Genomic DNA, 25,833 nt, shown 5'->3' on the forward strand with positions numbered 1-25,833 from the left:
CCTTCAATAGAATTTCAATTGTATCAAATAAGTCAGGAAGTATTTAATTTGAGTAGTTTTTTTTATTTGAAAAGTTCACAGTAATTTGTTTAAAATCATTAAGGAGCTGATACTTAAACTTCCGATTTCAAACTTCCCACTTCTTCTCTATTTCAACCAATCCATTCTTCTTGACCAATCGTCCAGAAACTCATTTCTCCATTTGTTGACTGTTTTTGCACCGGGTCTATTGTTTTCTACCATAGTGGGATCTGGATTGTCTGTCCAATAGTTGGAGCCATATCCGGTTTTGACAAAAGATCCTCCCCAACTTTCCGACTCGGGATTTTCGGGATCTCCATGAAGCAAATAAAGTACGGAAGGTGTATCCCCCATCTTGATGTCTTTCTTCTGTTCCCAAAAAAGTCCTCCAAGAAAGCCGTGTCCTTTGATATGTTTTTTTACAAATGATATATTCCCATAATCTCCTGATTGGTCACCGCCCATATACATGCCACGGAAAGTTGTATTGTTTTCAATCCACCATAAGTCTTGATGGTTTCGGAACAAGTATTTCCTGGAATTTGGATCCTGATCTGTATTCCAACTGCCTATAGAATAAATCCTCAAGTTCTTTTTGATGCTAGGGTCATGATGTACGGCTTGGGCAACGTCTGTAATTGATCCCCAAACCAAAACATAAACTGGAGAATCTGGATGATCTCTTATTTGGGAAATTATAAAAGCAGCACCTTCGCTTAGGTTTTCGGGGATTTCGGAGGATTGAGGTTCTGTCGCTCCCTGTTTACTGACCTTTCTAAGATAGTCTGGTTCAGGGAAAGTTTTATTTTGAACCTGTAGTTTTGGGTAGTCTTTTTCATAGGCATCAATGGCTTCAAAAATGTGCACTACCCGGCCATCATGTGGTGGGGAACTGATCAAACCCAAAATATCAAATTTATCCGCATAGACCAGCAAATGCACCATAGACTGAAAATCATCAGGATCACTTCCTCCAATGTCCGTGGAAACAATTATTTTGGGTTTTTGGGCAATTGTGATTTGAAAATTTCCCAAAATGATGCAAATGCTCAGTATAATGAATTTAAATATAAAGCTCTTCATAAATTCAAATTGAAGATCCAGAATAGTTTATTGAAAGTTAAAAAAATTTGAAGTACGGTTTAATTTAAATTTTACTAAAGTTTACAAATATAAATTGGATTGGTAAGAAGGAGACTGGAAACTGCTATCCCAAGTGTCCCGAAGCCAAAGTCTTCTTACAACTGATGCACCTATCATTTCCAAAGATAATCCATTCAAAAATCTGCCTTCAAAAACCTGCGTGCTGTCTGGTCTAAAATCTTCAATCTAAAATCAACTCACCCCATGAATCACCTCATGGATAAATTTTAATTTTTCTTTCACCTTGGCATTGATCACAAAAGGATACAAATCCTTTGCCCCCATACTTCTATTTAGGCTGTTCATGGTAAAAGTGAGGGGAAGCCAGAGTTGGTAAATGGTCTCAAAGTCTTTGCAAAAGTAGGCATTTTGGTCAATGACCGCAGTTTTGACCTCCAGTTTTCTTGCGATTTGAGGGTCAATGGATAAGCCATAAGAATATGCAGTTTCCAGAGTATCTACCATGTGCATATAGTGAGCCCAAGTTTCGGCCCAACTTTCCCAAGGATGCATGGTGGCATAGGCACTGATATAATTTTGGTTCCAATCTGCCGGAGCTCCATTTTTATAGTAATGGTTCAAGGCCTCCTGATAACTGTATCTCTCATCCCCATAAAGTTCTCTGAATTTTGGAAGTATATCTGTGCCCTCAATTAGTCTTTCCCAATAATAATGTCCGATCTCATGTCTAAAGTGTCCCAATACTGTTCTGTAAACTTCATCCATATTGTTTCTGGCCATTTCTCTTTCCACATCATCTGCCTCTGCGATGTTCATGGTAATCAGGCCATTGGCATGGCCTGTCATCACCCTTTGCCCATCAGGCATTGCGGAGTCAGATTTGAAATTGAAAGCCAATCCCCTTTCATAATCCACCGATTTGGGAATGATAGGAAATCCCCACCTTAACAAAGCATAAATCAATCTGTGCTTTGCCAATTCTATTACTTTCCATCTTGATAGGTATTCAGGTTTTGATAAGTCCGGAATGATCCTGTTAAGGGAACAAGCTATACAGAATTTATCAGGATTTTCGTAAGGAATTACCCAATTGCAGACTCCGTATTGCTGATTGCTGCAATATTGATAGCCTTTGCCTGAAATAGATTCTGTTAAAGTCCCATCTTCATGAAGATGCATGGAAACCATCTTAAGTTGGTCGGCGTCAAAACCCAGTTTGTTTTGACATTTCAAACAATGGGTATTGTCAAAATACACCGGTTGACTGCAATGATCACATTTAAAAACCTGCATGGATGGAATTATTCAAGGGAATACTTCTAGTACGGTAAAAATGGAAATTAAATCGATATTATGGTTATAAAGGAAAGGTTCTATTTTGATTTTTTTTGGAATTCAATATCAGTCTACAAATTGCCTTAATTCCATTCTTCAAATTCTTCATCTTCAAAATCATTAATCCATACCAAGTTTTCACAATCCCTTCACAATCCCCTTATATTTCTTGATCAAAGCCTCATTGTGTTCTTCCCCCTCATCCGAATTGGAACTGCTGAATACCTCTGGTTTAAGGCCCATTTGGATCAGGTTTTCGGTAGCCTGCACCATGATACTTTGAAGAATGACGGTACCAATAACTGTGGATGTAGCGCCAACTTTGAATTCGAAACCTTCAATAGTTACAGCCGCATCTCCTATTTCACCCCCATTGTCAAAAAATACATCCGCAATTTCATATAGTTTTTTTCCAGAGGGATGTCTTGAGTCTATAGACTGGGTGTGTTTCAGGTTGGTGATAACAATTAACCTAGCGCCACTCTCTTTGGCAATCATTGCCATTTCGATGCTTACAGTGTTTCGGCCGGAATTGGAAGAGATGATGAAAACATCCTTTTCCGATAATGGAAATCCTTCAAGAAGCCTTGCCCCATATCCTTCCATCCTTTCCACCTCGGTACTGTGAGAAGCGTCTTTGTGCAGCATCAGGGCATCATCTAGGATTGCTACTACCCGGGCAAATCCTCCCGCCCTGTAAAATATCTCCTCTGCAAAAATATGTGAATGACCTGTGCCACTGGTATAAATAAATCCGTCATTGGAGAGGCAATCTGCTATCCATTTTGCAGCTTGCTCAATCTTTTCAGTTTGCCCGAAAACAGTCTTGAGTTTGGTTTGAATTTGCTCAAAATACCGCTGGTAAGCTTTCATATCAATTGATCAGGATTTCATCAATAAATACCCATCCTTTACTTCCGGCACCGGGGTGCCATTTCGGTAAAGGATTGACAGGAGTGAGTTTTGCTTTGATGGCAGTGACCTCACTTTGGTTGATATTGGTTTCAAACATCTGTAGCATTCTGTCACGATTACCTGTTGGCTGTTCAGGTTTCTGCGTATCTATCAACTTCCAGTCCGTGTTATGGGTTTTGATCCAAACTTCCACTTTGGAAGGCGGGAAAATATATGACCCCACTGCTGCCAAGGTGCTGAATGCAATATTTTGGAGACTTTGGGGTGATTTGAAATCCATTTGAATTTCAAAGGGAGTGTCCTGAAAACCCAACCATTTTCCCGTTCCAAAATCCTCATCTCCTTTTTCAAGGTCAAATAGGGTCAAGGCACCATTTCCTTTATATGATTCACTGGGAGGAAAGGTAAGTTTGTAGCTGTCAGGCTGAATTTTTGAACTGAAAAACACAGCTTGTTTTTCCGTACTTCCCAGCCATCCGTCTGCAAAAGCCCTTGCCCGTAAAGTTGTGTTTTTATTCAAACTTATGGGGCCTGAATACACCTGATGGTTGCTGCTGTCGGGCATGGTATTGTCAAGGGTATAAAAAATCTTTACAGTGCCGATGGGATGCTTGAGCGTGACCTCTGCATTATCAGTGAAAATTGATTTTTCAAATTCTATTTGTGGCGCATTTAATTGATATAGCGTACCATTGTCCTGAAATCCTCCTTCAATATTTGTATTAGGCAAATGGGATTTTAGTGAGGCAATGGCATCTGCGTTTTTATTAGTCCATACATACAGATTCTTTAGCTGACTAAAATCTTTAAGGCTTTCAAAAGCTGCTTCTGAAAGCGGATTACCACTGAGGGAGAGATGCGTCAGGTTTTTGAGGTTTTTCAATTCCCTTAAATTGTTCCCTTCGATTCCTGTAAAATTAAGGTTGAGCAACTCAATATTTGGATAGTTTGCAATCTTTTGAAGGTCTTCATCTTTCAAAGGCATGTTTTGAAAATTCAGTTCTACCACTTGCTCTTTGACTTTTTTCAGGTCATCGATTGTATTGGGATTAAACTGGTTTTTTCCAAAAAATGTAACCCTGAGACCGGGAGAATCAGGATAAATAGCTACGACTTTTCTGTAGTCATTGTTTAGACCTGTAATAGTTTTGGTACTTGCAGCCTCAAAGGAATAGGATTTGATATCCTTACTTGCAAATTTCTCTTTTGATAAAGCAATGAATTCGCTTTCGGGATTGTAGGCTGTCAGCTTTTTTTCAAAGTGTGCAGAATCCAAAATCCAGCTTTGTATCAATGCAAGTTCAGTTTCGGTCAATTGAGGTTTTCCTTTGGGAGGCATGTGATATTCATCCTCCAACGGATACAATATATGAATCAAAATCTGGGAATTTTCAAGATCTTGCATATCGATGGCAGGACCCATTTCGCCACCTTTCAGAATATATTGGACTTCATCCATTCTCAGCTCACCTTTGACTTTTCCTTCTTTGTGGCAACTGATACATTTTTGATCCAAAATTGGTTTGATGACATGGTCAAAAGCCAAAGCTTCTTCGAAACTTACCTGGGGCAAGTATCTCTCACTTTTTAAAGGTGCAAAAAGAAAATCCTCCCCATGTGTCAATGAAGCTCCCAAGTGGCCTGTAGCTAAAACCAAAGCCAATACAACTAAGGAAAGGCCTTTGGCAATGGAAAGCTTTTCTTTGGCCCAAAACCAATACCACAAAGTTCCCAGCCAAAATACCAGCAATCCTGTCCACTGGTGGTTTTCAAAATCCTCTTTGACATAGCCGTCCTCCACGCTGAGAAAAAGCCCTGCAAGAACAGTCATACCTGTGAAGAATAGTGCGGAAAGCAAAAGCCATTTCATAGCATTCCTCGAGTTGACTCCCAAGGCATCAGGAAACCAAAACAGCAATGCGGCCAAAAACAGCATGACGATAGGGAAATGGAGCAGCAAAGGGTGCATTCTACCCACTACCTCCAAAAAAGACGGTAATTGTATATGGTCTTGACCTATGACAAGAATGAGAATCAATCCATGTAAAGCAATCAACGAATTTTCTAGAATCGCAAAGATTTTTTGGTTTTTGGGCATACTATTAGAAATGTTAAACCAAAATGTCTTTTACAACTTTACCGTGTACATCGGTCAACCTATACCTTCTACCAAGGTGTTTGTACGTAAGCCTTTCATGGTCAATTCCCATCAAATGCAAGATGGTGGCTTGGAAGTCGTGGACGTGAACTGGGTTTTCCACAATGTTGTATCCGAATTCATCTGTTTCACCATAAACCATTCCTGACTTGACACCTCCTCCGGCCATCCAAATTGAAAATGCCCTAGGATGGTGGTCACGGCCATAATTGTCCACCTGAATTTTGCCCTGACAGTAGTTAGTTCTTCCAAATTCCCCACCCCAAATCACCAAAGTCTCATCCAATAAGCCTCTTTGCTTCAGGTCTGTGATCAATGCAGCAGAAGCCTGATCCACGTCTTTTGCCTGACCGACCATTTGATTGGGCAGGTTATCGTGAGCATCCCATCCCTGATGGTAAAGCTGTACAAACCTTACTCCATTCTCAGATAACTTCCTTGCCAAAAGGCAGTTGGCAGCATAAGTTCCGGGAATCAAACAATCCGGCCCATACATTTTGATGATACTGTCAGGCTCTGATTTGATATCGGTGACTTCCGGCACAGCGGTCTGCATGCGGAAAGCCATTTCATATTGTTGGATTTTGGCCTGTATTTCAGGGTCACCAAAAGTCTCATAATTCATGTTGTTCAATTCGGCCAGCTTGTCCAACATCCTTCTCCTGTCCTCTCTGTTCATTCCTTTTGGATCTTTGAGATATAACACAGGATCTTCACTTGCCGAAAACTGTACTCCCTGATGGACTGAATCCAAGAAACCATTGGTCCAAAGTTTGGAATAAACACCTTGTCCATTTCCTTTTCCACGGCTCAGCAACACACAAAAAGAAGGTAAGTTGCTGTTTTCACTGCCAAGTCCGTAACTCAGCCAAGCTCCCATGCTTGGACGGTTACCCACTTGGGCTCCCGTCTGGAAAAAAGTTAAAGCAGGGTCATGGTTGATGGCTTCAGTGTGCATGGACTTGATGATGCAAATGTCATCCACCACTTTGGCAGTATGGGGGAAAGCTTCAGAAATCCATGCCCTTGATTCTCCATATTGGTTGAACTTAAAGAAAGAGCCTACTAATGGGAAAGAGCTTTGTCCGGCAGTCATGCCTGTCAGCCTTTGCCCTGCACGGATGGAGTCCGGGAGTTCCTGTCCAACTTGTTGGTTGAGCAAAGGCTTGTAATCAAATGTCTCCAACTGTGAAGGTGCACCGTTTTGAAAAAGATAAATAACCCTCTTTGCTTTTGGTGCAAAATGAGGCAATGCCTCCATCAAGGCATCTTCGCCGCTTTTGCCTTTGAACAGATCGGGAATCAGTAGACTTCCCAAAGCAACACTCCCCAAACCCAAACTGACCTTTGAAAGAAACTTCCTCCTGTTCTCGTTTAATCCATATTCAAATTGTTCCTTTTCCATCTCAGATTTTGGTTATTGCTTCTTCAAGGTTATACATCGCCAGGATAACCTGCATCATGGCGGCGGTGTTTGGGGTTATTTTTTCTTCTTTGATCGGGTATTCACCCACTCTAAACAAATCATCAGCAGAAGCTTGGTCTTTGCTGAATTTTGAGAACTCTTCTTCAAAATAACTGGAAAGAATATCCAGCTCCTTCGAATTTGGAGCCCGGCAAAGGATTCTTTTGAAAGCTTCCTCAATGGCTGTTTCCGGTTCGGATTCTTTTTCTGTCAACTGACTCGCCAAAACCCGGGATGCTTCCATTACCAATGGGTCATTCATCATGACCAATGCCTGAAGCGGTGTATTGGTTCTACCTCTATTGACTTCACATTGATCTCTGTTTGACCCATCAAATATAATCGGCATCGGAGGGGGGGAAGTCAGTTTTATGAAGGTATATAGTCCTCTTCGGTAAAGTTTTTCACCTTTGTCTTGTTGGTATGTTTTGAGTTCACCACGACCTGATGTAGCAGCCTCCCAAAGTCCTTCAGGCTGGTAAGGTTTTACACTTGGCCCACCTATTTCCGGGACCAGAAGTCCAGAGCTTGCCAATACCAAGTCCCTGATATTTTCAGCAGGCAACCTGAGTCTAGGTGATCTAGCCAGGTAGACATTATCAGGATCAGTATTCAAATGTTTCTTAGTGACTTTGGAAGACTGCATGTAAGTAGCCGAAGTCATTATTTTCTTAAGGAGGTACTTTATGTCCCAACCATTTTCCATAAAATCAACAGCCAGCCAATCCAAGAGTTCAGGATGGGAGGGGAGATCTCCCTGCATTCCAAAATCGCCCGTGGATTTGACAATGCCTACACCAAATATCTCTTGCCACATCAGGTTGACAAATACTCTTGCTGTGAGCGGATTGTTTTTGTCCACGGTCCATTGTGCCAATCCAAGTCTGTTTTTGGGTAGATTGTCAGGAAAGGAAAAAATATTTTCAGGAGTGTTTGGGCTGACAGGAGTCGTACGTGCGTCGTATAAACCCCGGTTTAGAATGTAGGTCGTTCTTATGGTGTCAAGTTCCTCCATTACTGAGACCATGATCTTACTTGTGTCCTGATGGTTGATGAATGAAAGGAGTTCGTTGATATCATCTCTATCTATCCAAAGGATTGGTGTTTTGGCAGGTTTGGATTGGGAGACATCGCCTTCATATCCTTTTTCAGGAGTATTGTTAAAAAAGGCAAACATCTCGAAAAAGTTTTTCTGTGAAATCGGGTCATACTTATGGTCATGGCATTGTGCACATTCCATGGTAATTCCAAGGATTCCTTTGCTGAAGGTATTGGATTTGTCCAAGACATATTCCACCCTGTATTCCTCGGGAATGACACCGCCCTCCTCGGTATATTTATGGTTTCTGTTAAAGGCTGTAGCCAATATTTGTTCCTTGGTCGCATTTGGTAACATATCCCCAGCCAACTGCCAAGTGATAAATTGGTCGTATGGAATGTTTTTATTGAATGCATGAATGACCCAATCCCGGTATGGCCATTGGGTTCGGATATTATCATCCTGATAACCATAGGAGTCCGAATATCTGGAAATATCCATCCAAAGAACAGCCATCTTCTCTCCAAAGGTTGGCAGACCTATAATTTTGTCCAATGCTTTTTCGTATGCTTCTGGGCTCTTGTCCTTCTCAAAAGCATTGATCATATCAGGTGTAGGCGGGAGGCCTGTCAGGTCAAGGCTTACTCTTTTCAATAATTCATGCTTTTCTGCCTGATCGTTTGGATTCAGACCCAACTTGTTCATTTTGGCCAAGGTGAAATAATCAATTTCATTTCTAGGCCATTTTTCGTCTTTGATTTTAGGTAATTCTCCTTTTTTAGGACTTACAAAAGCCCAATGCGGCTCATATTCAGCGCCTTGTTCAATCCATTTTTTTATCAATTCAATCTCCTCTTCGGTCAAAGAGAGGTTGGATTCAGGAGGGGGCATCAGTTCGTTGGAATCTGTGCTGACTATTCTGTGGTAAAGTTCTGAACCGTCGAGGTCATTGGGAATAATGGCAAATTTTCCCGGACTTTCTTTTAATGCCGCGTAGGCCGCCTCTTCCACATCCAATCTCAATCCTGCTTCCTGCTTGTTGGCATCAGGTCCATGACAGGCAAAGCATTTGTCTGAAAGGATAGGCCGTATGTGGAAATTATAGCTAAGTTGCTCACCATCCCCAAAAGGGATATCTGGAGAAGTGCTTGATTTACAAGCTACAAATAGGTTGAGAAACAGTATGATTAAAGGACTGAAGTACTTCATGGTTATTTTTGGCAATAATCTATTCAAGTTTGTAATTTCGAAAAAAAATCAACTAAGTTCAAACTCTTATTTAATATTTTATACAAATAGTGGAAATTAATATCTTTAATTGATTTAAGGATTATGACTACAATTTATCTTCCTCTAATATCCTGAATTTTCTTTGATTTTTTCTTCCCTGTTAAAATTCTATCTTTGGCCTTGAACAAATTTTTAACCATGAGTGAATTAATAGTTCCGTCTTTGAAAAGCTGGGTACCTATTCCCAAAAATTCTGATTTCACAATTTATAATCTTCCTTTTGGTATTTTCCAAAACAAAAGACTCTCTCCTCGGGCGGGAATTGCCATTGGGGATAAAATCGTCGATTTGGCAGTATTGCATGAAGAAGGATTTTTCTCTGACATGACACAATTGCCGCATGGTGTTTTCCAAAAGGATACTTTGAATGATTTTATAGCATTGGGAAAGCCCACTACTAAAAAGGTCAGGGAGAAAGTTCAGGAATTGCTCAAAGAAGAAAATGGGTCACTACGAGATCATCAAAGCCGAGGAAAAGCAATAGTGACTAGAAAGGAAGCACAGATGCTTTTGCCGGTTAAGATCGGAGATTATACGGATTTTTACAGCAGCATGGAGCATGCCACCAACGTTGGGACCATGTTCCGTGATCCTGAGAATGCCTTATTGCCCAATTGGAAACATCTTCCTGTTGGTTATCACGGAAGGTCTTCCTCTATTATTCCATCCGGAATTCCCATTCACAGACCCAAAGGACAATACAAGGATCCAAATATGGAGACTCCTGAATTCGGACCAAGCCGAAGATTGGATTTTGAATTGGAAATGGCCTTTATTGTAGGGAAATCCACCAAGATGGGGGATAGTGTGAGCACAGAAGATGCTGAGGATTACATTTTTGGTATGGTGCTATTTAATGATTGGTCGGCAAGGGATATTCAGGCTTGGGAATATGTTCCTTTAGGTCCCTTTTTGGGTAAAAGCTTTGCATCAAGCATTTCGCCTTGGATTGTGACATTAGAAGCTTTGGAACCCTTTAGGGTTTCGGGACCTAAGCAGGATCCGGAGGTTCTTCCTTATTTACAATACCAAAAAAACCATGCATTTGATATCAACTTAGAAGTCTATATTCAACCTGATGGACTACAAAGTACCAAAGTCTGTACTTCTAATTTCAAGTACATGTACTGGAATATCGCCCAACAACTTGCCCACCATACTGTAAACGGCTGCAATATCAATGTAGGAGACATGATGGCTTCTGGTACAATTTCCGGCCACACTTTGGATAGTTTTGGTTCCATGTTGGAACTTGCATGGAAGGGCACAAAACCTTTGAAATTGGAAGAAGGTGGTGAAAGGAAGTTTATTGAAGATGGTGATACGGTGATAATGAAAGGCTACTGTGAGAAAGCAGGTATCCGTGTTGGATTCGGAGAGGTGGAAAGTAAGGTGATGGCGGGAAAGTAGGGGATGTTTTAAGAGCCAAGAGACAAGAGACAAGAAGCGATAGCTGAGAAACTAGTGTCAAGGACCAAGAGATAAGAACCAAGAAGCGAGAGCCTTGAAACAACAGCCTAGAAACCAATAATCATTAAAGTTTATGGAATTGGGAATTGATTGATTTTGGTTAGCACAATTATTATGTTGTCTGATTCGTCCTTTAAGTACCAAATACTATCATCAAGCTGATATTTTTTTGCTTTTAACAATCAAAAAATAAATTCGTTATCTACTGATTTAGAATAATCCATCAAATCACCGTGACAAAATTTTTGGGTAACATTTATTACAGAAAAAGCAATTTCATTATCTGTTATATTTTCGAGTTTTATGTGTGCTGAATTGCATTCATAGGAGGTTAAAATGAATCTAACCAATGGAATGTATGATAAATATTTTGGGAATTTTTCTATCAGCTCTTTTTCTTCAAAACCTGGAAGATCCTTCAATTTCCACAAACCATTTAACTTATAACTTTCATCTTTGACTTTGGCTAAGGTCTTGTTCAATTGATAAGTAATTATTGGTGGCATACTTGGGGTTTGCCTTGGGATAGTGTTGATCTTTACCTCCAAAAGAGTAAAATACCCCTGATCCAATTGAAATCCTTCAATGCTATTTTCTAACATTTCCCATTGGGCATCTTCAAAAGAATCAGTCTTGCTAATCAAATAACATAGTTTAGCCCCAGGGTCCTGATTGCACGGAATCATATCTCCAAAAACCCAGAATCTCTCCAAATTAAATGGAATTTCTTCATCCTGTTTACAACCTAACAACATGCAAAAGGATATTAAAATATAAACAAGTTGTAATATGGATTTCATCCCCAAAAATTAATCATAATTGTTTGAAAAATAACGAGATATCGTGATGGGAATTGGTGAAAACCAATAAAATTGAAATTATTTTTTGCAGATTTTTAAAAATCCAATCACCTCATCTTTTGACGTCCCTATTTCGATTTTTTTAAAATTTGAAAGATTTTTTCTGCCTTGAAATTCTTTTAAAATAAAATTCCCTGTGAGTAGAATTGCTGATAACATGATAACTGTTTTGATGGTTTTTCTTTTCACGAAGATTTTAAATCTATAAATCCACTACCCCAAGACTTGGGATTTAATAAGTCCATCAAACCATTTTTTAACCCCGTACAAAATTAATTGGAATTGTCATTTGGGATTTTTGTGGAATGCCGTTTATAGTCAAAGGTGTCCAGCCTTTATCAAATAATTCTACGACACGTTTGGCTTCATCTTCTAATGCAGGATGATTTTCACCTTTGTTAATTATTTTTACATTTTTGATTTCTCCATCCTCAAAAACATCAAATCCTACCAAAACCAAGCCAACTGCCTTGGCTTTAAATGCTTCCCTTGGATATCTTAGCTTTGATATCAAATGTTTATTCCAAGCCTGTAAACCACCTACAGCTTCAGGTTTGACAATTTTATCTGAAGATTCAAAAACACCATTGTCATCGTAATTAACCCTTGATGAGATCATTCCTGTTTCATATTTTTCAACACATTTCTTTTTCCCATTATCATGGTAATAAGTGATTTCCCTATTTTTTTCTTTGATCAAAAGTGATTGATGGATAGTTCCTTCAGAATTGAATAGTTGAATCTTTCTTTCACTTAGAGCACCTGAAAATTTATCTATGGTCCATTCTTCCGAGCCGATTTTAGTTTCCATTGAATCTAATAGGATAAAACTCAATTCTTTATTTCCAAAAGGATTCACACGGTAAAATACCCTGGAAGAATCACCAGTCAACTCATTAAAATCTTTGTCAAGGGCGATTTTTTTCTGACTGAATGAAGTATGGTGAAGTGAAAGAAATATTAAGGTGATAAAGAATGTTTTTTTCATATTTTAGTCGACTTTAAAAAGAAAAAATTAAGTATGGTTGAAATTTTTAGAAAACACAATACATTTTCAGAAAATCCGTTTTTAATTAAATTAAAAAAACACCATTAAACTAGCTCGACAATATCCAGAATATCTAATATCCTTCAATATCAAAAAGCATACATTGGAAACAGCAACCCCTTATCCAATCAATCTCACCCCAAACTAAACCTCACAGGCACATACATCCACTTCCTGACAGGATTTCCATCCATGTCCAAAGCAGGTCTGAATCCCTTATCGTAATTTGCGATCACCCTTTTTGCTTCTTCCTGAAGAATCAAGGATACCCCATCGTTGATGACTTCCATGGTGTTGACAGTACCGTCAGGCATGATTTCTAAGGCTATGGTGACGGTCCCCTGAATACTTTTATTTCTCGCTTCTCCAGGATAATCAATGTTGGTCCTAAGGAATTCTTTGAATTGCTGTTTTGAAACTGCAAAACCCGGTTCAAATTCATTTTTGGATGTTTCAACATTTTCACCATCAATCACCCGTAGTCCGAAAACAACCTCATTGTCATCACATAAGAATCTACCAACCAATTTTCCATTGTGAAAATATTCAACCATTTCTTTATTGGTCTTTATCTCAAACGTAGAGATTTTAAAAACACTTTCATTGTCTCTATAATATTCAGTAATGGATCTGATGAGATTTTTTTTCGCATCAAATTCATTGGTAATTAACTTTACCAATTTACTGTTCAGGTCTAGAATCTGTTCAGTTTGTTTTCCTTCAGAAAGCGGTAAACTGATTTTTTGATATTGAGCATTTTCAGTGTCCTTGTTGGACAAAGGCAAAAAATGTTTGTCAAGAAATACAATCTTGGTTTTTTGAGCAAACACGAAAGAAGAAGATAAAAAAATAAAAGTTGCGAGATAGATAAATTTCTTCATACAGCAGTCAGAAGGTTTAATCTTATAGTTAATCGTTCGGCAAACAAAAAGGTTACAAAAAGAATGCCTACAAACGAGGATTATGAAATTTAAGATTTCATACCCTCATTAATAATCTTATTTTTGCGATGCCAATCTTAAAAAACCTATCTATCCATGAAACGCATCGACCCAACTACCACAACAGCCTGGAAAAAACTCCGATTTTTGGCCGAATCCCACCAACATACTCAAATCAAAAATCTTTTTAATGATCCTAAAAGGTTTGATGACTATACAATACGACTGGAAGATATTCTCGTGGATTATTCAAAAAATAGGCTGGACAGTGAAATCAAATCTGCCTTGATCGAATTGGCCGAGGAGATCGGATTGAGGTCTGCCATAGAAGCCATGTTTGATGGAGAAAAGATCAATGGTACAGAGGACAGGGCAGTACTGCATACTGCTTTGAGAAACCGGTCCAATAGCCCTGTAAATTTTGAGGGAAAAAATGTTATGCCTGATATCAATGCAGTATTGGGGCAGATGAAAACTTTTGCTGACAAAATCTCTAATGGGACTTGGTTGGGATATACCGGTAAGCCCATTAACGCATTGGTGAATATTGGAATCGGAGGTTCTGATTTGGGTCCCGTGATGGTGTCAGAGTCCTTGAAACCTTATCAAAACCCCAACTTGGAAATTTATTTTGTATCCAATGTAGATGGAACTCATATAGCAGAGACACTGAAAAAAGTCAATCCTGAAACCACCCTGTTTTTTATCGCTTCCAAAACTTTCACCACGCAAGAGACCATGACCAATGCGCATACAGCAAGGGATTGGTTTTTGGATTATGCAAGGGAAGAAAAGGCTGTATCTAAACATTTTGTGGCCTTATCAACCAATGAAAAAGGGGTAACTGATTTCGGTATTGACCCAAATAATATGTTTGCTTTTTGGGATTGGGTAGGGGGCAGGTATTCAATTTGGTCAGCTATTGGATTGCCAATAGCTTGTGCAGTTGGTTTTGACAATTTTGAAAAACTATTGGAAGGTGCGCACAGTATGGACCTTCACTTCAGAAATGCTCCATTTGAAAAAAATATTCCTGTGATATTGGCTTTGGTAGGTATTTGGAATACCAATTTCTTGGGTGCGACTTCTGAGGCGATTTTACCTTATGACCAATACCTGCACAGATTTGCAGCTTACTTTCAGCAGGGAAATATGGAATCCAATGGGAAATATGTCAGCAGAGAAGGTGGCAAAGTGAATTATAGCACAGGCCCGATTATTTGGGGAGAACCTGGCACAAATGGACAGCATGCATTTTACCAATTAATCCATCAGGGTACCCATTTAATCCCATGTGATTTTATTGCTCCTGCAATTTCGCATAATCCCATTTCTGATCACCATGTTAAGCTGCTTTCGAATTTCTTTGCGCAGACTGAGGCCCTCATGAACGGTAAGACCATGATACAGGTCACCGCAGAAATGACCAAGGCAGGAAAATCAGAAACTGAAATTGCAAAAATCGCCCCCCATCGGGTATTTGAAGGCAACAGACCTACCAATTCTATTTTGGTGAAACAGATTACGCCTTACACTTTAGGACAGTTAATTGCCATGTATGAGCATAAGATTTTTGTTCAGGGGGTGATTTGGAACATCTACAGCTTCGATCAGTGGGGAGTGGAATTGGGAAAAGTGTTAGCAAATGCCATCCTTCCTGAATTGACCCATGATGACCCTATACAAAGCCATGATTCCTCTACAAATGGTTTGATCAATGCTTATAAGAAAATGAGACAATAGGTAGGGAAATGGGAAGTATGGAAATAGGGAATAAGGACAATGGCTACTGAGGTTGCACCATTTAGTTCGACACTATTCAATTACCATTGACATCAATTTTTTGCGCCTTTTCAACAATATCTCTGACAACATTATCCAGTTCGTTGGCCGATTCTTTGACATGGTCCAAAAAATCTCCCAACTCAATTGTACTTAGATTTTCATTTTTAAGAATCTCTACCAGACCTAATAGTCTTGCCAAAGGGGCCCTGACCATGTGTGATTGAATCCAGGCTATGTCTCTCAATTTTTCGTTTTGAGTTTCAATGGCCTCCAGGTATTTCAGTTTTGAAGTAATATCATTTGCCAAAACCAACCATGTGTTTTTTTCACCTTGGCTAAGGGGATTAGAAATCACTTCTACCCTGATAATTGATTTATCCTTTTTTTTGTGATTCAAAATCCCTCTAAAAAAGCGAATATTCTCATCCTTGATTTTTTTAAGCGTTTCAATCATAATTGGAATATCCTCATCTGGCCGGATTTCAGAAATGGACATTTTCATAAACTCTTCATAGCTATATCCATAATGTTTGATGGCGGCTTGATTGACATTGAGGAATTTCAAATTCTCCATATCATAAACCCACATGGGTTGGGGGCTAAGATGGAAAAGGTCGGCATACTTTTGTTCAGATTCGAGTAGTTTTACCAGATTCTTGTTCCTCTCTATATTGTAAACCACACTTTTATAAAGTGTTGTAGGACTGAGATCATCTTTGAGCAAATAATCAGAAATCCCCATGGACAGAGATTTTACAGCAAAATTTGCATCTGTATATCCAGTCAAAACAATAATCGGTAGGCCTTCTGATATCTCAATGACTTCATTGATCAGAGTTTCACCGCTTTTATCAGGCAATGAAAGGTCAAGAAGCACCACATCCAAGTTTTCATTCTCCCTTAGAAGAATCTCCTTGGCCTGTTTGAAATTTTCACATCGTATAATTTTTGGTGAAAGAATGGTTTCATCCAAGTATTCCTCCACGAGCATAAAATCTCCCGGATTATCTTCTACAATCAAGATTTTATACTCTTTGTTGTCTTTACGCATTGAATATTTGATTTAGGCAAGGCAGCTATTGAGCTTATAAACATTAAAACAGCTTTCCTAGTCTATTGAGGTCATTCGAATAATTACCCAATTAACGTATTTCTTGGGAATTGTGAAAATAAAAATTCCTCACTTTTTTTGTTTCGACTTTACCCAAACTTTCCTTTATGAGATTTTATGTGTTTTATTGAATATGATGACGTCTCATTTAAGAGCTTTAGAATCTTTGTCAAATAGACTAAGCTGTCCAAAGAGTCAATCAAATAATTATTAAATGGAGGGATTAAGAAACCTGAGCTTGACCATTGCGATCAGTCCGAAAAACGGGCCTAGTGCAAGTATTAAAAATAAATATTGGACATCTATAAGCTCCGAAAGCAGGCTTAAAGCCTGAATGCTGATGATGGTTATGGCAAAGCCCAAACAATTCACAATGGTGAGAGCTGTACCTCTTGCAGTATCGGGTGAGTTTTGGGCTACCAAAGTGGAAAACATCGGTGAATCAGCGGTTATGGACAAACCCCAAATCAGCAGAAAAAGCAAAAGCAACTCTGAAAAAGGCTGCAGTAAAAAGATCGGCGAAAGGAGACAACATATTCCAGAAAGACCAAGGGCAAAGGAAGCTATATATTTTGGGTTAAATTTTTCTGATAGTACTCCGCCGAGTGCACAGGATATCCCTCCCACAGCAATGATAATAAATGACCACAAAGGAATATTGAAATTTGTACCATGAAGTGTAGCGAAAGATTGGAGGATAAAAGGGATAAAAGCCCAGAAAGCATATAATTCCCACATGTGGCCAAAATAACCAAAAGCAGCAGCACGAAATGCCCTGATCCGAAAAACGGACAAAAATGCGCTGAAATGAAATTTTCTACCAGGCTTTCTAAACGGACCGTCTGGAACAAGGCTGAATAATAGAATGCCACCGACCAAAGCAAAAAAAGAGGTGGTGTAAAGCACGGTCTTCCAAGGCAATCCATCCGTCACACTCTTGACCAAATGAGGAAAGGAAGTTCCTAAAACCAATGCGCCAACTAAAAGTCCCAATGATTTCCCGAGCCCTTTTTGAAAATAGTCAGCTGCGATTTTCATTCCTACTGGATAAATACCAGCAAGAAAAAAGCCTGTCATAAACCTGAAAATTAAGATATCAATCGCATTCATCCCATCAAGACTGACCATAAAATTGAATGAACTCCCAAAAATGGAACAGATCAAAAAGACTCGGGATGGAGAGAATTTATCGGAAATCGTGAAAACTGCAAAAACCAAGGTCCCTGTAATAAATCCCAATTGCACTGCACTGGTCAAGTTGCCCAAATAAGTTTGGTCAAGATTCAGTTCAAAAATCAAATCAGGTAAAACTGAATTTCCAGCAAACCAAATGGAGGTGCAAAGGAATTGACACAGGACAATAATGGGTAAAACATTTTTCATTTTTGTCACTACTGATCAAACCCTTTTGGAATATTTGAATGGTAGGATTGTCTGTTTTGAAAAGCTTCTGCCAGAGCAATAAGTTTTGCTTCTTCAAAAAAATTACTGATCAAAGTGATGCTAGTCGGCCTGCCTTTGCTATCAAATCCATTGGGCAGGCTTAGGGCAGGATGCCCTGTGAGATTGGTAATTAGCATTTGTCTTCCTCCGAAAGTTGGGCAAATGACTACATCGTATTCTTTTAGAATTTGGTGGGTTTCATTTATTAACAATCGCCTGTGTCTGTTGGCCTGAAGATATTCTACCGCAGGAATAAACCTTGATTGTCTGAGGGAGTTCGCCCGCGAACCTTTATGCTGTTCGACCATTTCACTGTGTTTTCCAGTCAGAACCAATTCATCAAAAAATGCTCCTGATTCTGCCCGAAGAATGATATCGAATATAGCAAATGGATGATTTTCCGGCAATTTTACCGCAACAGGTTCTATGCCCAAAGCTTTAAATTCAGATAAAGTTCTTTGATTGTGAATATTGTTTCCCGTAGAATCCGAATCAAAAGAAGAAGCTAAATATCCTATCTTTAAGTTTTGTATTGTTGTTTTATTTTCATAACCAAATGATGCGTCCTGAACAGACCGATCGATTTTGTCTTGTCCCTTAATGAAATCATAAACAATTGCGCAGTCCGATGCCGAACGGCAAATTGGGCCAACTTTATCCATGCTCCATGAAAGTGTCATGATGCCTGTTCTACTCACGGCTCCGAAAGTTGGTCGTAATCCAGTCACACCACAGCGGGTAGATGGAGAAACTATGGATCCCAATGTTTCTGTCCCGATGGAAAAAGCCACCAAACCCGCCGAAGTGGCCGAACCGGAACCTGCAGAGGAACCGGTGGCACCTTGCTCCAGGTCCCATGGATTTTTGGTTTTCCCCCCAAACCATACATCACCTCTTGCCAGGCTTCCCGAAACCAATTTACCAAGTAGGACTGCACCGGCGTCCTCGAGCTTTTGTACCACAGTTGCGGTTTGGTCAATGACCTGATTTTTATAAGGTTCTGATCCCCAAGTTGTAGGATATCCAGGTACAGAAGCCAAATCTTTCACACCGTAAGGAATACCGTGAAGAGGGCCTCTATACAGTCCATTTGAAATTTCCTGATCAGCAATTTTTGCTTGTTTGATTGCCAATTCTTCTGTGACAGTGACAAAGGCAAGCAATTGAGCATCATATTTTTTGATTCTTTGAAGATAAATTTCGGTCAGCTCTAGTGATGTGAGTTTTTTGGATTTGATAAGCCCGGCAAGTTCCTGTATAGATAAAAAAGCAAGCTCGGCCCTGTTTTCCGGAAGTTTGATGGATTCGTCAATATCCCAGTCATGGAAGCCATTTGAGGGTCTAATGATAAGATCCATGGGGTAGGGGTCAAAAGTAACTGCCGGGGACACATCATTTTCCAGATGATATGTTCTCATGGAATCATATCCCTTTCTGTTTCTTTCCAAATAGCCTATCATGGTATCTATTTCGGATTTTGAAAAATCGAGGTTAAAAAGATTTTGAGCAGCTCTGATTTCCTTTCGGGAAATCGAATCAATTTTTTTGGAAAGGGCGAATCCGAAAAATATTCCAACGATGAAAAGCAACCATATGTGTTTTTTCATCTTAATCAATCAAGGTCTTCTTCCCAGTTACCTCTGTTCCTAACTATATCGTATGCCTGAAGAATAGCAGCTTGCATTGAACCTTCATCAGCCAAACACTTTCCGGCAATATTGTAGGCAGTTCCATGGTCTGGGGAGGTGCGAACTATCGGTAAACCTGCGGTGAAATTTACTCCTGTTTCAAAAGCAAGTGATTTGAAAGGTATCAATCCCTGATCGTGATACATTGCCAACACCCCGTCAAATTTCTTTTGGTGCATCATACCAAAAAAACCATCGGCTGAATAGGGACCGAATACCAGGTGACCGTTGTCTTTAAATTCTCGGATAACGGGGGTGATAATATTTTGCTCCTCTTCTCCTAAAAGTCCATCTTCGCCTGCATGCGGGTTCAATCCCAATACTGCTATTCTAGGTTTACCTATTCCGAAATCGTTTTTCAGAGACTGGTTCATGATGTCAAGTTTGTTTTTGATGTTTTCAGCAGTAACGTTCTCAGCCACGTTTTTAATGGAAACATGGCCTGTGACTAATCCTACTCTGATGTCTTCTGCTACCAAAAACATGAGGCTATTATTCACTCCAAAAGCTTCAGTTAGGTATTCCGTATGGCCAATGAATTTTCTTTCAGGAGAATTGATGTTATTTTTATTTAGAGGTGCAGTCACCAATGCATCGAGTTTGTTGTCCTTTAGGTCCTTGATGGCACAGTCAAGAGCTGCCAATGCCATTTTTCCAGCTTCTTGGGTTTCCACTCCGGGAATGACTTCAGGACTTTCTTCCAAAACATTGATCACATTTATTTTTTTGTGATGAACTTCTTCAATGCTTCTGATCTGCATAAAGTTAAAATCCTCAAGTCCTAATTGCTTCCTATAAAAAGAAAGAACCTTTCCATGTGCATATATGACAGGAGTTACCAATTTTTGCAATCTGTTATCCAGAAGTGCTTTGATAATGACTTCCGGCCCTATACCATTGATGTCTCCAATACTGATTCCTATTAGGGGTTTATTTTTTCTTTGATTCATTAAAATATTGCTATTGCTTATGATATGATTGCTTAGGAAAATTTTATTTTAACGCTTTCAAATCTATTCTGAACCAGAATTGTTAAAAGCTTACAATGAGAATTAGCCAAAAGTCCAAAGACAAATAATAGTAGGGCTTCAGGATAATTCTCTTAATTTTGAACTGCAATTTATATAAAATAATCATAGTATAGCCAATGGAGAAAGTCAAACCCAAAAAACACCTTGGGCAACATTTTCTGACAGATCTTAGGATTGCAGAAAATATAGCGAAGGCAGTGAAAGGTCATTTGGGAGTAAAGAAAGTCCTGGAGATAGGTGCGGGTATGGGTGTGTTGACTGATTTTCTTTTGGCAGAGCATTGGGAACTACATTTGGTAGATATTGATCATGAATCCATTCAATACCTTCATAAAAAGTATCCTGATTTGGGAAATAAGATTATTGAAGCTGATTTCCTAAAGGCAGATTTTGCATCGATTATGGATGGTCCTTATATCATTGCCGGAAATTTCCCTTACAATATTTCTTCCCAGATCTTTTTCAAAGTGTTGGAACAAAGAAATCTGATTACCGAGGTAGTATGTATGCTTCAAAAAGAGGTGGCCCAACGCATAGCTTCTCCAAAAGGAAATAAAGATTATGGTATTTTATCTGTGATGTTACAGGCATTTTATGATATAGAATATTTGTTTTCTGTGCCGCCTGAGGTTTTCAATCCTCCACCCAAAGTTAATTCCGGGGTGATCAGGTTAATTAGAAATGACGTTGAAAAATTGGATTGTGATGAAAAATTGTTTTTCAGGGTGGTCAAACAGTCATTTGCCACAAGACGGAAAACGCTGAGAAACTGCTTAAAATCTTTGGGTTTATCAGCAGCATTGAATCAGGATCCAATTATGGATAAAAGAGCTGAGCAGTTGGATGTGCAGGAATTTATTGGATTAACTCAAAAAATACAGGAATCTTGGAACCAATAAAAACATTTGAATTATCCAAAGAATACTTGGAAAGTCTCCGAGAGGGGATAGAAACTAATGACAATGATTTTATCATTCAGTCTCTAGAAGGAGTAAATGTGGCGGATATTGCTGCCATACTCGATGAACTGAATATGGACGAAGCCATATATGTTTTGCGTTTATTGCAAGCAACTGTTTCAGCTGATATACTTATAGAATTGGATGAAGATTCCCTGATCAAAGTGATACGGGAAATGGAGGCGATAGAATTGGCCTCATTGATTGATCAGATGGATTCTGATGATGCAGCAGATATACTGATTCTGATGCCTTCCAAAGAAAGGGAAGAAGTGATTGCCAACCTTCAAGAGCGTGAAAAATCAGCCAATATTCTGGAATTGCTGCGCTATGATGAAGATTCTGCGGGGGGGCTGATGGCCAAGGAATTTATCAGGGCCAACCAAAACTGGAATGTTGTACAAACGATAGAAGAAATTCGAAGGCAGGCTGAGAATGTAGAAAAAATCTATTCCATCTATGTGGTGGATAATCGGCAGCATCTCCTTGGTAGGGTATCACTGAAAAAAATCATTCTTGCTTCATCCCAAACCAAAATCTCAGATATCTATGAGCCTGAATTGATTTCTGTACCCACTTATATGGATGGTGAAGAAGTAGCAGAAATCATGCGAAAATATGACTTGGAATCTCTTCCTGTGGTCAATGCCAAAAATAGACTTGTCGGTAGAATTACTGTAGATGATATCCTGGATTTGATCAGAGAACAATCGGAGGAAGACATGCAGGCCATGACCGGTATCTCAGCAGATGTGGAGGAATCTGATTCCGTGTTTAGGATTTCAAAAGCTAGACTCCCTTGGCTATTGATTGGTGTAATAGGTGGATTGATGGGTGCGGGTATAATTGATTTTTTTGAGGCAGGCTTACAGAAAATCATAGCTTTGGCATCTTTTATTCCATTGGTGGCAGCCACAGGAGGAAATGTTGGGATTCAATCTTCTTCCTTGGTCGTACAGACATTGGCATCCAAATCCGTTTTTGATGACACCCCTTGGCAAAGATTCGTAAAGGGGCTATTAATTGCTTTGGTCAATGGAGTTGTTCTTGGGAGTTTTGTAGTCCTGGTTGTAGTCTTTTTATATAAACATGAATGGATTTTTGGCATAACCATTGGCCTTGCCATGTTCTGTGTGGTATTGATGGCCTCATTTATGGGTACAGTCACTCCCCTCGTTCTTAATAAATTCGGAATTAATCCAGCCATAGCCTCAGGTCCATTTATTACTACCGCAAATGACCTGTTGGGTTTGGCAGTTTATTTTGGAGTAGCTATGTGGTTGTTGCAGATTTAATATTTAGAGGCGAGAGATTAGATACAAGAACCAAAGCTTGTCCTAAAGAATTTCGGGGAAACTAGAGCCAAGAGATAAGAACCAAGATGCGAGATAAAAAATCTAAAATCTACCTTCTAAATTCATCCTTCATCCCTCATCCTTCATCCTTCACTTCACTTTCCCAAACCCCCAACTCAGTCCCATGTGGAAATCGACTTTTCGGGTATCAGCTATTAAGCCTGAAATGACGGATTGTGAACCGATGAAAAATCCCCCAAATCTCAACCCCAAACCGCCATTGAGTCGTGAAATTTCATTATAAACCCAAGGTGAATAAATTTCAAATTTTCCGATTAAAATGCTGGGTGTAAGTGAAACCATATTAAAGATTGGTATCTGGTTGTTCCTGTTTTCGTTATTCAGATTTTTTTGGCCATAGAATGCCACATATAAAATAGAGGTCAATCTCATTTCGGCATTTAGTGCAATGACAGAAGGGAGGTTAGCTCGGATGCCCTCTTGCTGATTTTCATAACTAAAATATCCACTTTCCAGAAATTGCGTTTCAATAGACCTTAAATCTGATTCCAAAAGGTCAATTCTGAATTCTTCACCAGCTGGAATATCCATTCGGAAGGTGTGGTTTACATGGCCATCCGTAAATTTCATCGAGCCTAAGTTTCTGAATGCCAGTCCTGAACTGAACCAGATTCCTTTTTCATCCTTCAATTGGTAATTTAGACCAAGGTCAACACCAAGTCCATTGACCCTGCCAATTCCTATTGCGCTATAATCAATAGAAAAATTCTGTGCATCAATAAACCCGGAGTTATAAGAAAAATTAATATTTCCCAAGGCATCGGAAAGAATGACCTCACTTCCCCGGGTATTGATCGCCCCTTGGAAATTCTCAACACCTACATTGAGATATTGATATGGAAAAAGCAATTTGAAATTGGTGCCTACAGATAACTTGCTTTTGGAATTATCCCATATTTCCCTTCCTACCAAAATTCCTGTTTCAAACCAAGTAGAACTTTGGGTTCTTTGGTTGGTGGAAGATATCAAACTGAGTGCTAATTGCGTATTGGCCCATTCACTATCAGTGACGTATTGAGCTAAATCCGGATCTACATTCAAAAATGCAGCACTTGTATGAATTTGTGAAGCAAATCCCAAAGACCATTTTCCTAGTTTTATTCCAACCGATGGGATTAAAAAAGATACATTTGCAATACCTGTAATGGGTATATCCGATTCTTCAAGTAGGTTTTGCCAGATATCTGAATTATTGTTTACAATTTCTCCAAAACTCAGGGTATTATTGATTAAGGAAGCATTTGTTGCAAAGAAATTGACTTCTACTGGCTTGGACAAATTGTTCAATTCTGCAGGATTCATCATGGCGCTGATCATGTTTTTTCTTTGACTGCTCTGGATTCCTATATAAGGACTTTGTGCCAAAGTCAGGAATGAAAAACCTGACAGGAGTAATGTAAAAAGGATCTTTTTCATTTTTTTGAAAGAAGTGAGGAATTTAGTTTGTCTAATTGTCCATGACAAAATAGAGAACAAATAAAATGAGAATCCCCCAAGAATGTTAGGTTCAGAAATAATTTAAATGTTGTAGGTTTTATGCTTATGTTTCTAAACTAAAATTTATACTTTTTTACTTCAAATTGTGACCAAGTCCAATCACCTTCATCCAATCGCCATGTAGCATTACATCGTACCGGTATTTTTATCCCATTCAACACTTTGGTTTCCAGAACCTTTACAACCCACTCTATCTTTTTGGCTTCTGGACCACTTCCCATGTACCGCAAGGCTGAGAATTGCTCAAGTTCACCATGGTCATTGAAAGTAAAAATCCCCGAACCGGTTGTGCCATTAAAGTTCATGGTGCCTTTGGCGGATCGATGGTCAACTGCTTCCCATGTGATATAATCTTCCAAAGCAGCTGTAGGGATCCAAACAATCTCACCCAAAAACCTTTGCAGAGCAGCCTCATTTATTTGGGGATTATTTCCATCCTGGGCAACTGGAAAGATTGAAAGTATTTTAAAAAGCATTTCACCTTTGCCATCAATGAATTTATCCCTTCCGATAGTACTTAGAAAACGCATGATTTTTAAATCCGCCTTCCAGACAAATGCTGGAGGGTAGCTACTGATATATTGTTCTGCATCTGCATAGAACCAATCATTTTGCTCAGGTTTAAGTTTGATTTCAAATGCCTGTTCCATTTCAACAATCCTCATGACCGGTTTTCCTACAACCCCACTTTTTTCGAGCCAGTTTTTTACAGGGTAGGGTAAATCCGTAATCATTTCTTTGGTTATGGTTTTGTTGTCTATTATGCCATATTCTTTTTGAATAAAAGCTACCTCTTTGCTCACCATATCTTCAAAATTGGTTTGTGCATAGGCTGCAATTGATACCAAAATGATGATAAGGTTTGGGATCGAACCGAACTTGGCTTCAGACCAAAATTGAAATATCAGGATCTGCGAAAGAACTGCCCCAATACTGCCCCATATCCACCAATTGGGATGATTGATCATCATTAAGATAGATGAGAGGATCAATAAAACTAATGTCAGTAACCATATCAATCCCATGGGTTTGGAAACAGGACTGGTAAAATCTTTTAATTCGGCCAAGTCAAAAGCTTTTAAAAATGCCAGAATATGGATTAGGGCATGTAAAAAGATGAGGATCAGGAAGAGGACTTTCATTGCATTAAGGTTTAATGGATGGAAGTTAGTTTGAAAATCACCAAATACTACTGACAAGAATCATGTATTCAATTGATTTTGGTTTTGACTAAAATCATTGGTTGAAGATATATTTGGGTTCAAAAAAAGTCGCGAATTTCCATGACTTCTTGGAT

General features: G+C 39.1%; 20 protein-coding genes. 4 read left to right on the forward strand and 16 right to left on the reverse strand.

Features of this window, described 5'->3' with window-relative positions; genetic code table 11:
* Positions 1 to 147: 147 nt before the first annotated feature.
* From HMJ38_RS10275 to HMJ38_RS10300, 6 genes are all read right to left on the reverse strand, one after another.
* Complete coding sequence (locus HMJ38_RS10275) at positions 148 to 1,104, reverse strand: DUF1593 domain-containing protein (RefSeq protein ID WP_194974301.1); 957 nt, start codon at positions 1,102 to 1,104, stop codon at positions 148 to 150.
* A 252-nt stretch (positions 1,105 to 1,356) separates the two neighbouring features.
* Complete coding sequence (locus HMJ38_RS10280; protein WP_194974302.1) at positions 1,357 to 2,418, reverse strand: zinc-binding metallopeptidase family protein; 1,062 nt, start codon at positions 2,416 to 2,418, stop codon at positions 1,357 to 1,359.
* Between the two features lie 180 nt (positions 2,419 to 2,598).
* A complete protein-coding gene (locus HMJ38_RS10285) occupies positions 2,599 to 3,333 on the reverse strand; it encodes a sugar isomerase domain-containing protein (RefSeq protein WP_194974303.1) in 735 nt (244 codons plus the stop codon).
* Position 3,334: 1 nt separating this feature from the next.
* Positions 3,335 to 5,473: a chitobiase/beta-hexosaminidase C-terminal domain-containing protein gene (locus HMJ38_RS10290; RefSeq protein WP_194974304.1), complete on the reverse strand. Its 2,139-nt coding sequence runs from the start codon at positions 5,471 to 5,473 to the stop codon at positions 3,335 to 3,337.
* Between the two features lie 13 nt (positions 5,474 to 5,486).
* Positions 5,487 to 6,938, reverse strand: a complete 1,452-nt coding sequence (locus tag HMJ38_RS10295) for a DUF1501 domain-containing protein (protein ID WP_194974305.1) — start codon at positions 6,936 to 6,938, stop codon at positions 5,487 to 5,489.
* A gap of 1 nt (position 6,939) precedes the next feature.
* Entirely contained in the window at positions 6,940 to 9,246 is a 2,307-nt protein-coding gene (locus HMJ38_RS10300) for a PSD1 and planctomycete cytochrome C domain-containing protein (protein WP_194974306.1), read from the reverse strand.
* A gap of 219 nt (positions 9,247 to 9,465) precedes the next feature.
* On the opposite strand from HMJ38_RS10300, the gene fahA reads away from it, so the two are divergent.
* Entirely contained in the window at positions 9,466 to 10,737 is a 1,272-nt protein-coding gene (fahA, locus tag HMJ38_RS10305) for a fumarylacetoacetase (protein ID WP_228779994.1), read from the forward strand.
* Between the two features lie 242 nt (positions 10,738 to 10,979).
* On the opposite strand, the gene HMJ38_RS10310 is transcribed toward fahA, so the two are convergent.
* From HMJ38_RS10310 to HMJ38_RS10325, 4 genes are all read right to left on the reverse strand, one after another.
* Positions 10,980 to 11,597, reverse strand: a complete 618-nt coding sequence (locus HMJ38_RS10310; protein ID WP_194974307.1) for a DUF4377 domain-containing protein — start codon at positions 11,595 to 11,597, stop codon at positions 10,980 to 10,982.
* A 78-nt stretch (positions 11,598 to 11,675) separates the two neighbouring features.
* Positions 11,676 to 11,846, reverse strand: coding sequence for a hypothetical protein (locus HMJ38_RS10315; protein ID WP_194974308.1), 171 nt, complete (start codon positions 11,844 to 11,846; stop codon positions 11,676 to 11,678).
* Between the two features lie 67 nt (positions 11,847 to 11,913).
* Positions 11,914 to 12,645, reverse strand: coding sequence for an energy transducer TonB (locus tag HMJ38_RS10320; protein ID WP_194974309.1), 732 nt, complete (start codon positions 12,643 to 12,645; stop codon positions 11,914 to 11,916).
* Between the two features lie 194 nt (positions 12,646 to 12,839).
* Entirely contained in the window at positions 12,840 to 13,586 is a 747-nt protein-coding gene (locus HMJ38_RS10325; RefSeq protein WP_194974310.1) for an energy transducer TonB, read from the reverse strand.
* Between the two features lie 156 nt (positions 13,587 to 13,742).
* Between HMJ38_RS10325 and pgi the strand changes: the two genes are divergently transcribed.
* Positions 13,743 to 15,389, forward strand: a complete 1,647-nt coding sequence (pgi, locus tag HMJ38_RS10330) for a glucose-6-phosphate isomerase (protein ID WP_194974311.1) — start codon at positions 13,743 to 13,745, stop codon at positions 15,387 to 15,389.
* A 76-nt stretch (positions 15,390 to 15,465) separates the two neighbouring features.
* Here the strand turns inward: pgi and HMJ38_RS10335 are convergent, their stop codons facing one another.
* The 4 genes from HMJ38_RS10335 to pdxA all read right to left on the reverse strand — a co-directional run bounded on the left by HMJ38_RS10335 (position 15,466) and on the right by pdxA (position 20,623).
* Positions 15,466 to 16,482, reverse strand: a complete 1,017-nt coding sequence (locus HMJ38_RS10335) for a response regulator (RefSeq protein ID WP_194974312.1) — start codon at positions 16,480 to 16,482, stop codon at positions 15,466 to 15,468.
* A gap of 270 nt (positions 16,483 to 16,752) precedes the next feature.
* Entirely contained in the window at positions 16,753 to 17,925 is a 1,173-nt protein-coding gene (locus HMJ38_RS10340; protein WP_194974313.1) for an MFS transporter, read from the reverse strand.
* An 8-nt stretch (positions 17,926 to 17,933) separates the two neighbouring features.
* On the reverse strand, positions 17,934 to 19,592 hold the full coding sequence (locus HMJ38_RS10345; RefSeq protein ID WP_194974314.1) for an amidase: 1,659 nt from the start codon (positions 19,590 to 19,592) through the stop codon (positions 17,934 to 17,936).
* A gap of 5 nt (positions 19,593 to 19,597) precedes the next feature.
* On the reverse strand, positions 19,598 to 20,623 hold the full coding sequence (pdxA, locus tag HMJ38_RS10350) for a 4-hydroxythreonine-4-phosphate dehydrogenase PdxA (protein ID WP_194974315.1): 1,026 nt from the start codon (positions 20,621 to 20,623) through the stop codon (positions 19,598 to 19,600).
* A gap of 197 nt (positions 20,624 to 20,820) precedes the next feature.
* Here pdxA and rsmA point away from each other — a divergent pair, with 197 nt between their 5' ends.
* Positions 20,821 to 21,603: a 16S rRNA (adenine(1518)-N(6)/adenine(1519)-N(6))-dimethyltransferase RsmA gene (rsmA, locus tag HMJ38_RS10355; RefSeq protein WP_194974316.1), complete on the forward strand. Its 783-nt coding sequence runs from the start codon at positions 20,821 to 20,823 to the stop codon at positions 21,601 to 21,603.
* A complete protein-coding gene (mgtE, locus tag HMJ38_RS10360) occupies positions 21,591 to 22,958 on the forward strand; it encodes a magnesium transporter (protein ID WP_194974317.1) in 1,368 nt (455 codons plus the stop codon). Before rsmA ends, mgtE begins: the two co-directional genes overlap by 13 nt.
* Before the next feature lie 150 nt (positions 22,959 to 23,108).
* Here mgtE and HMJ38_RS10365 read toward each other — a convergent pair whose 3' ends face one another.
* Together HMJ38_RS10365 and HMJ38_RS10370 are read right to left on the reverse strand one after the other, a co-directional pair.
* A complete protein-coding gene (locus tag HMJ38_RS10365; RefSeq protein WP_194974318.1) occupies positions 23,109 to 24,455 on the reverse strand; it encodes a DUF5723 family protein in 1,347 nt (448 codons plus the stop codon).
* 137 nt (positions 24,456 to 24,592) lie between these two features.
* Entirely contained in the window at positions 24,593 to 25,678 is a 1,086-nt protein-coding gene (locus HMJ38_RS10370) for a DUF6544 family protein (protein WP_194974319.1), read from the reverse strand.
* Positions 25,679 to 25,833 lie beyond the last annotated feature (155 nt).

The organism is Aquiflexum lacus (assembly GCF_015476655.1).
Taxonomy (GTDB): Bacteria; Bacteroidota; Bacteroidia; order Cytophagales; family Cyclobacteriaceae; genus Aquiflexum; species Aquiflexum lacus.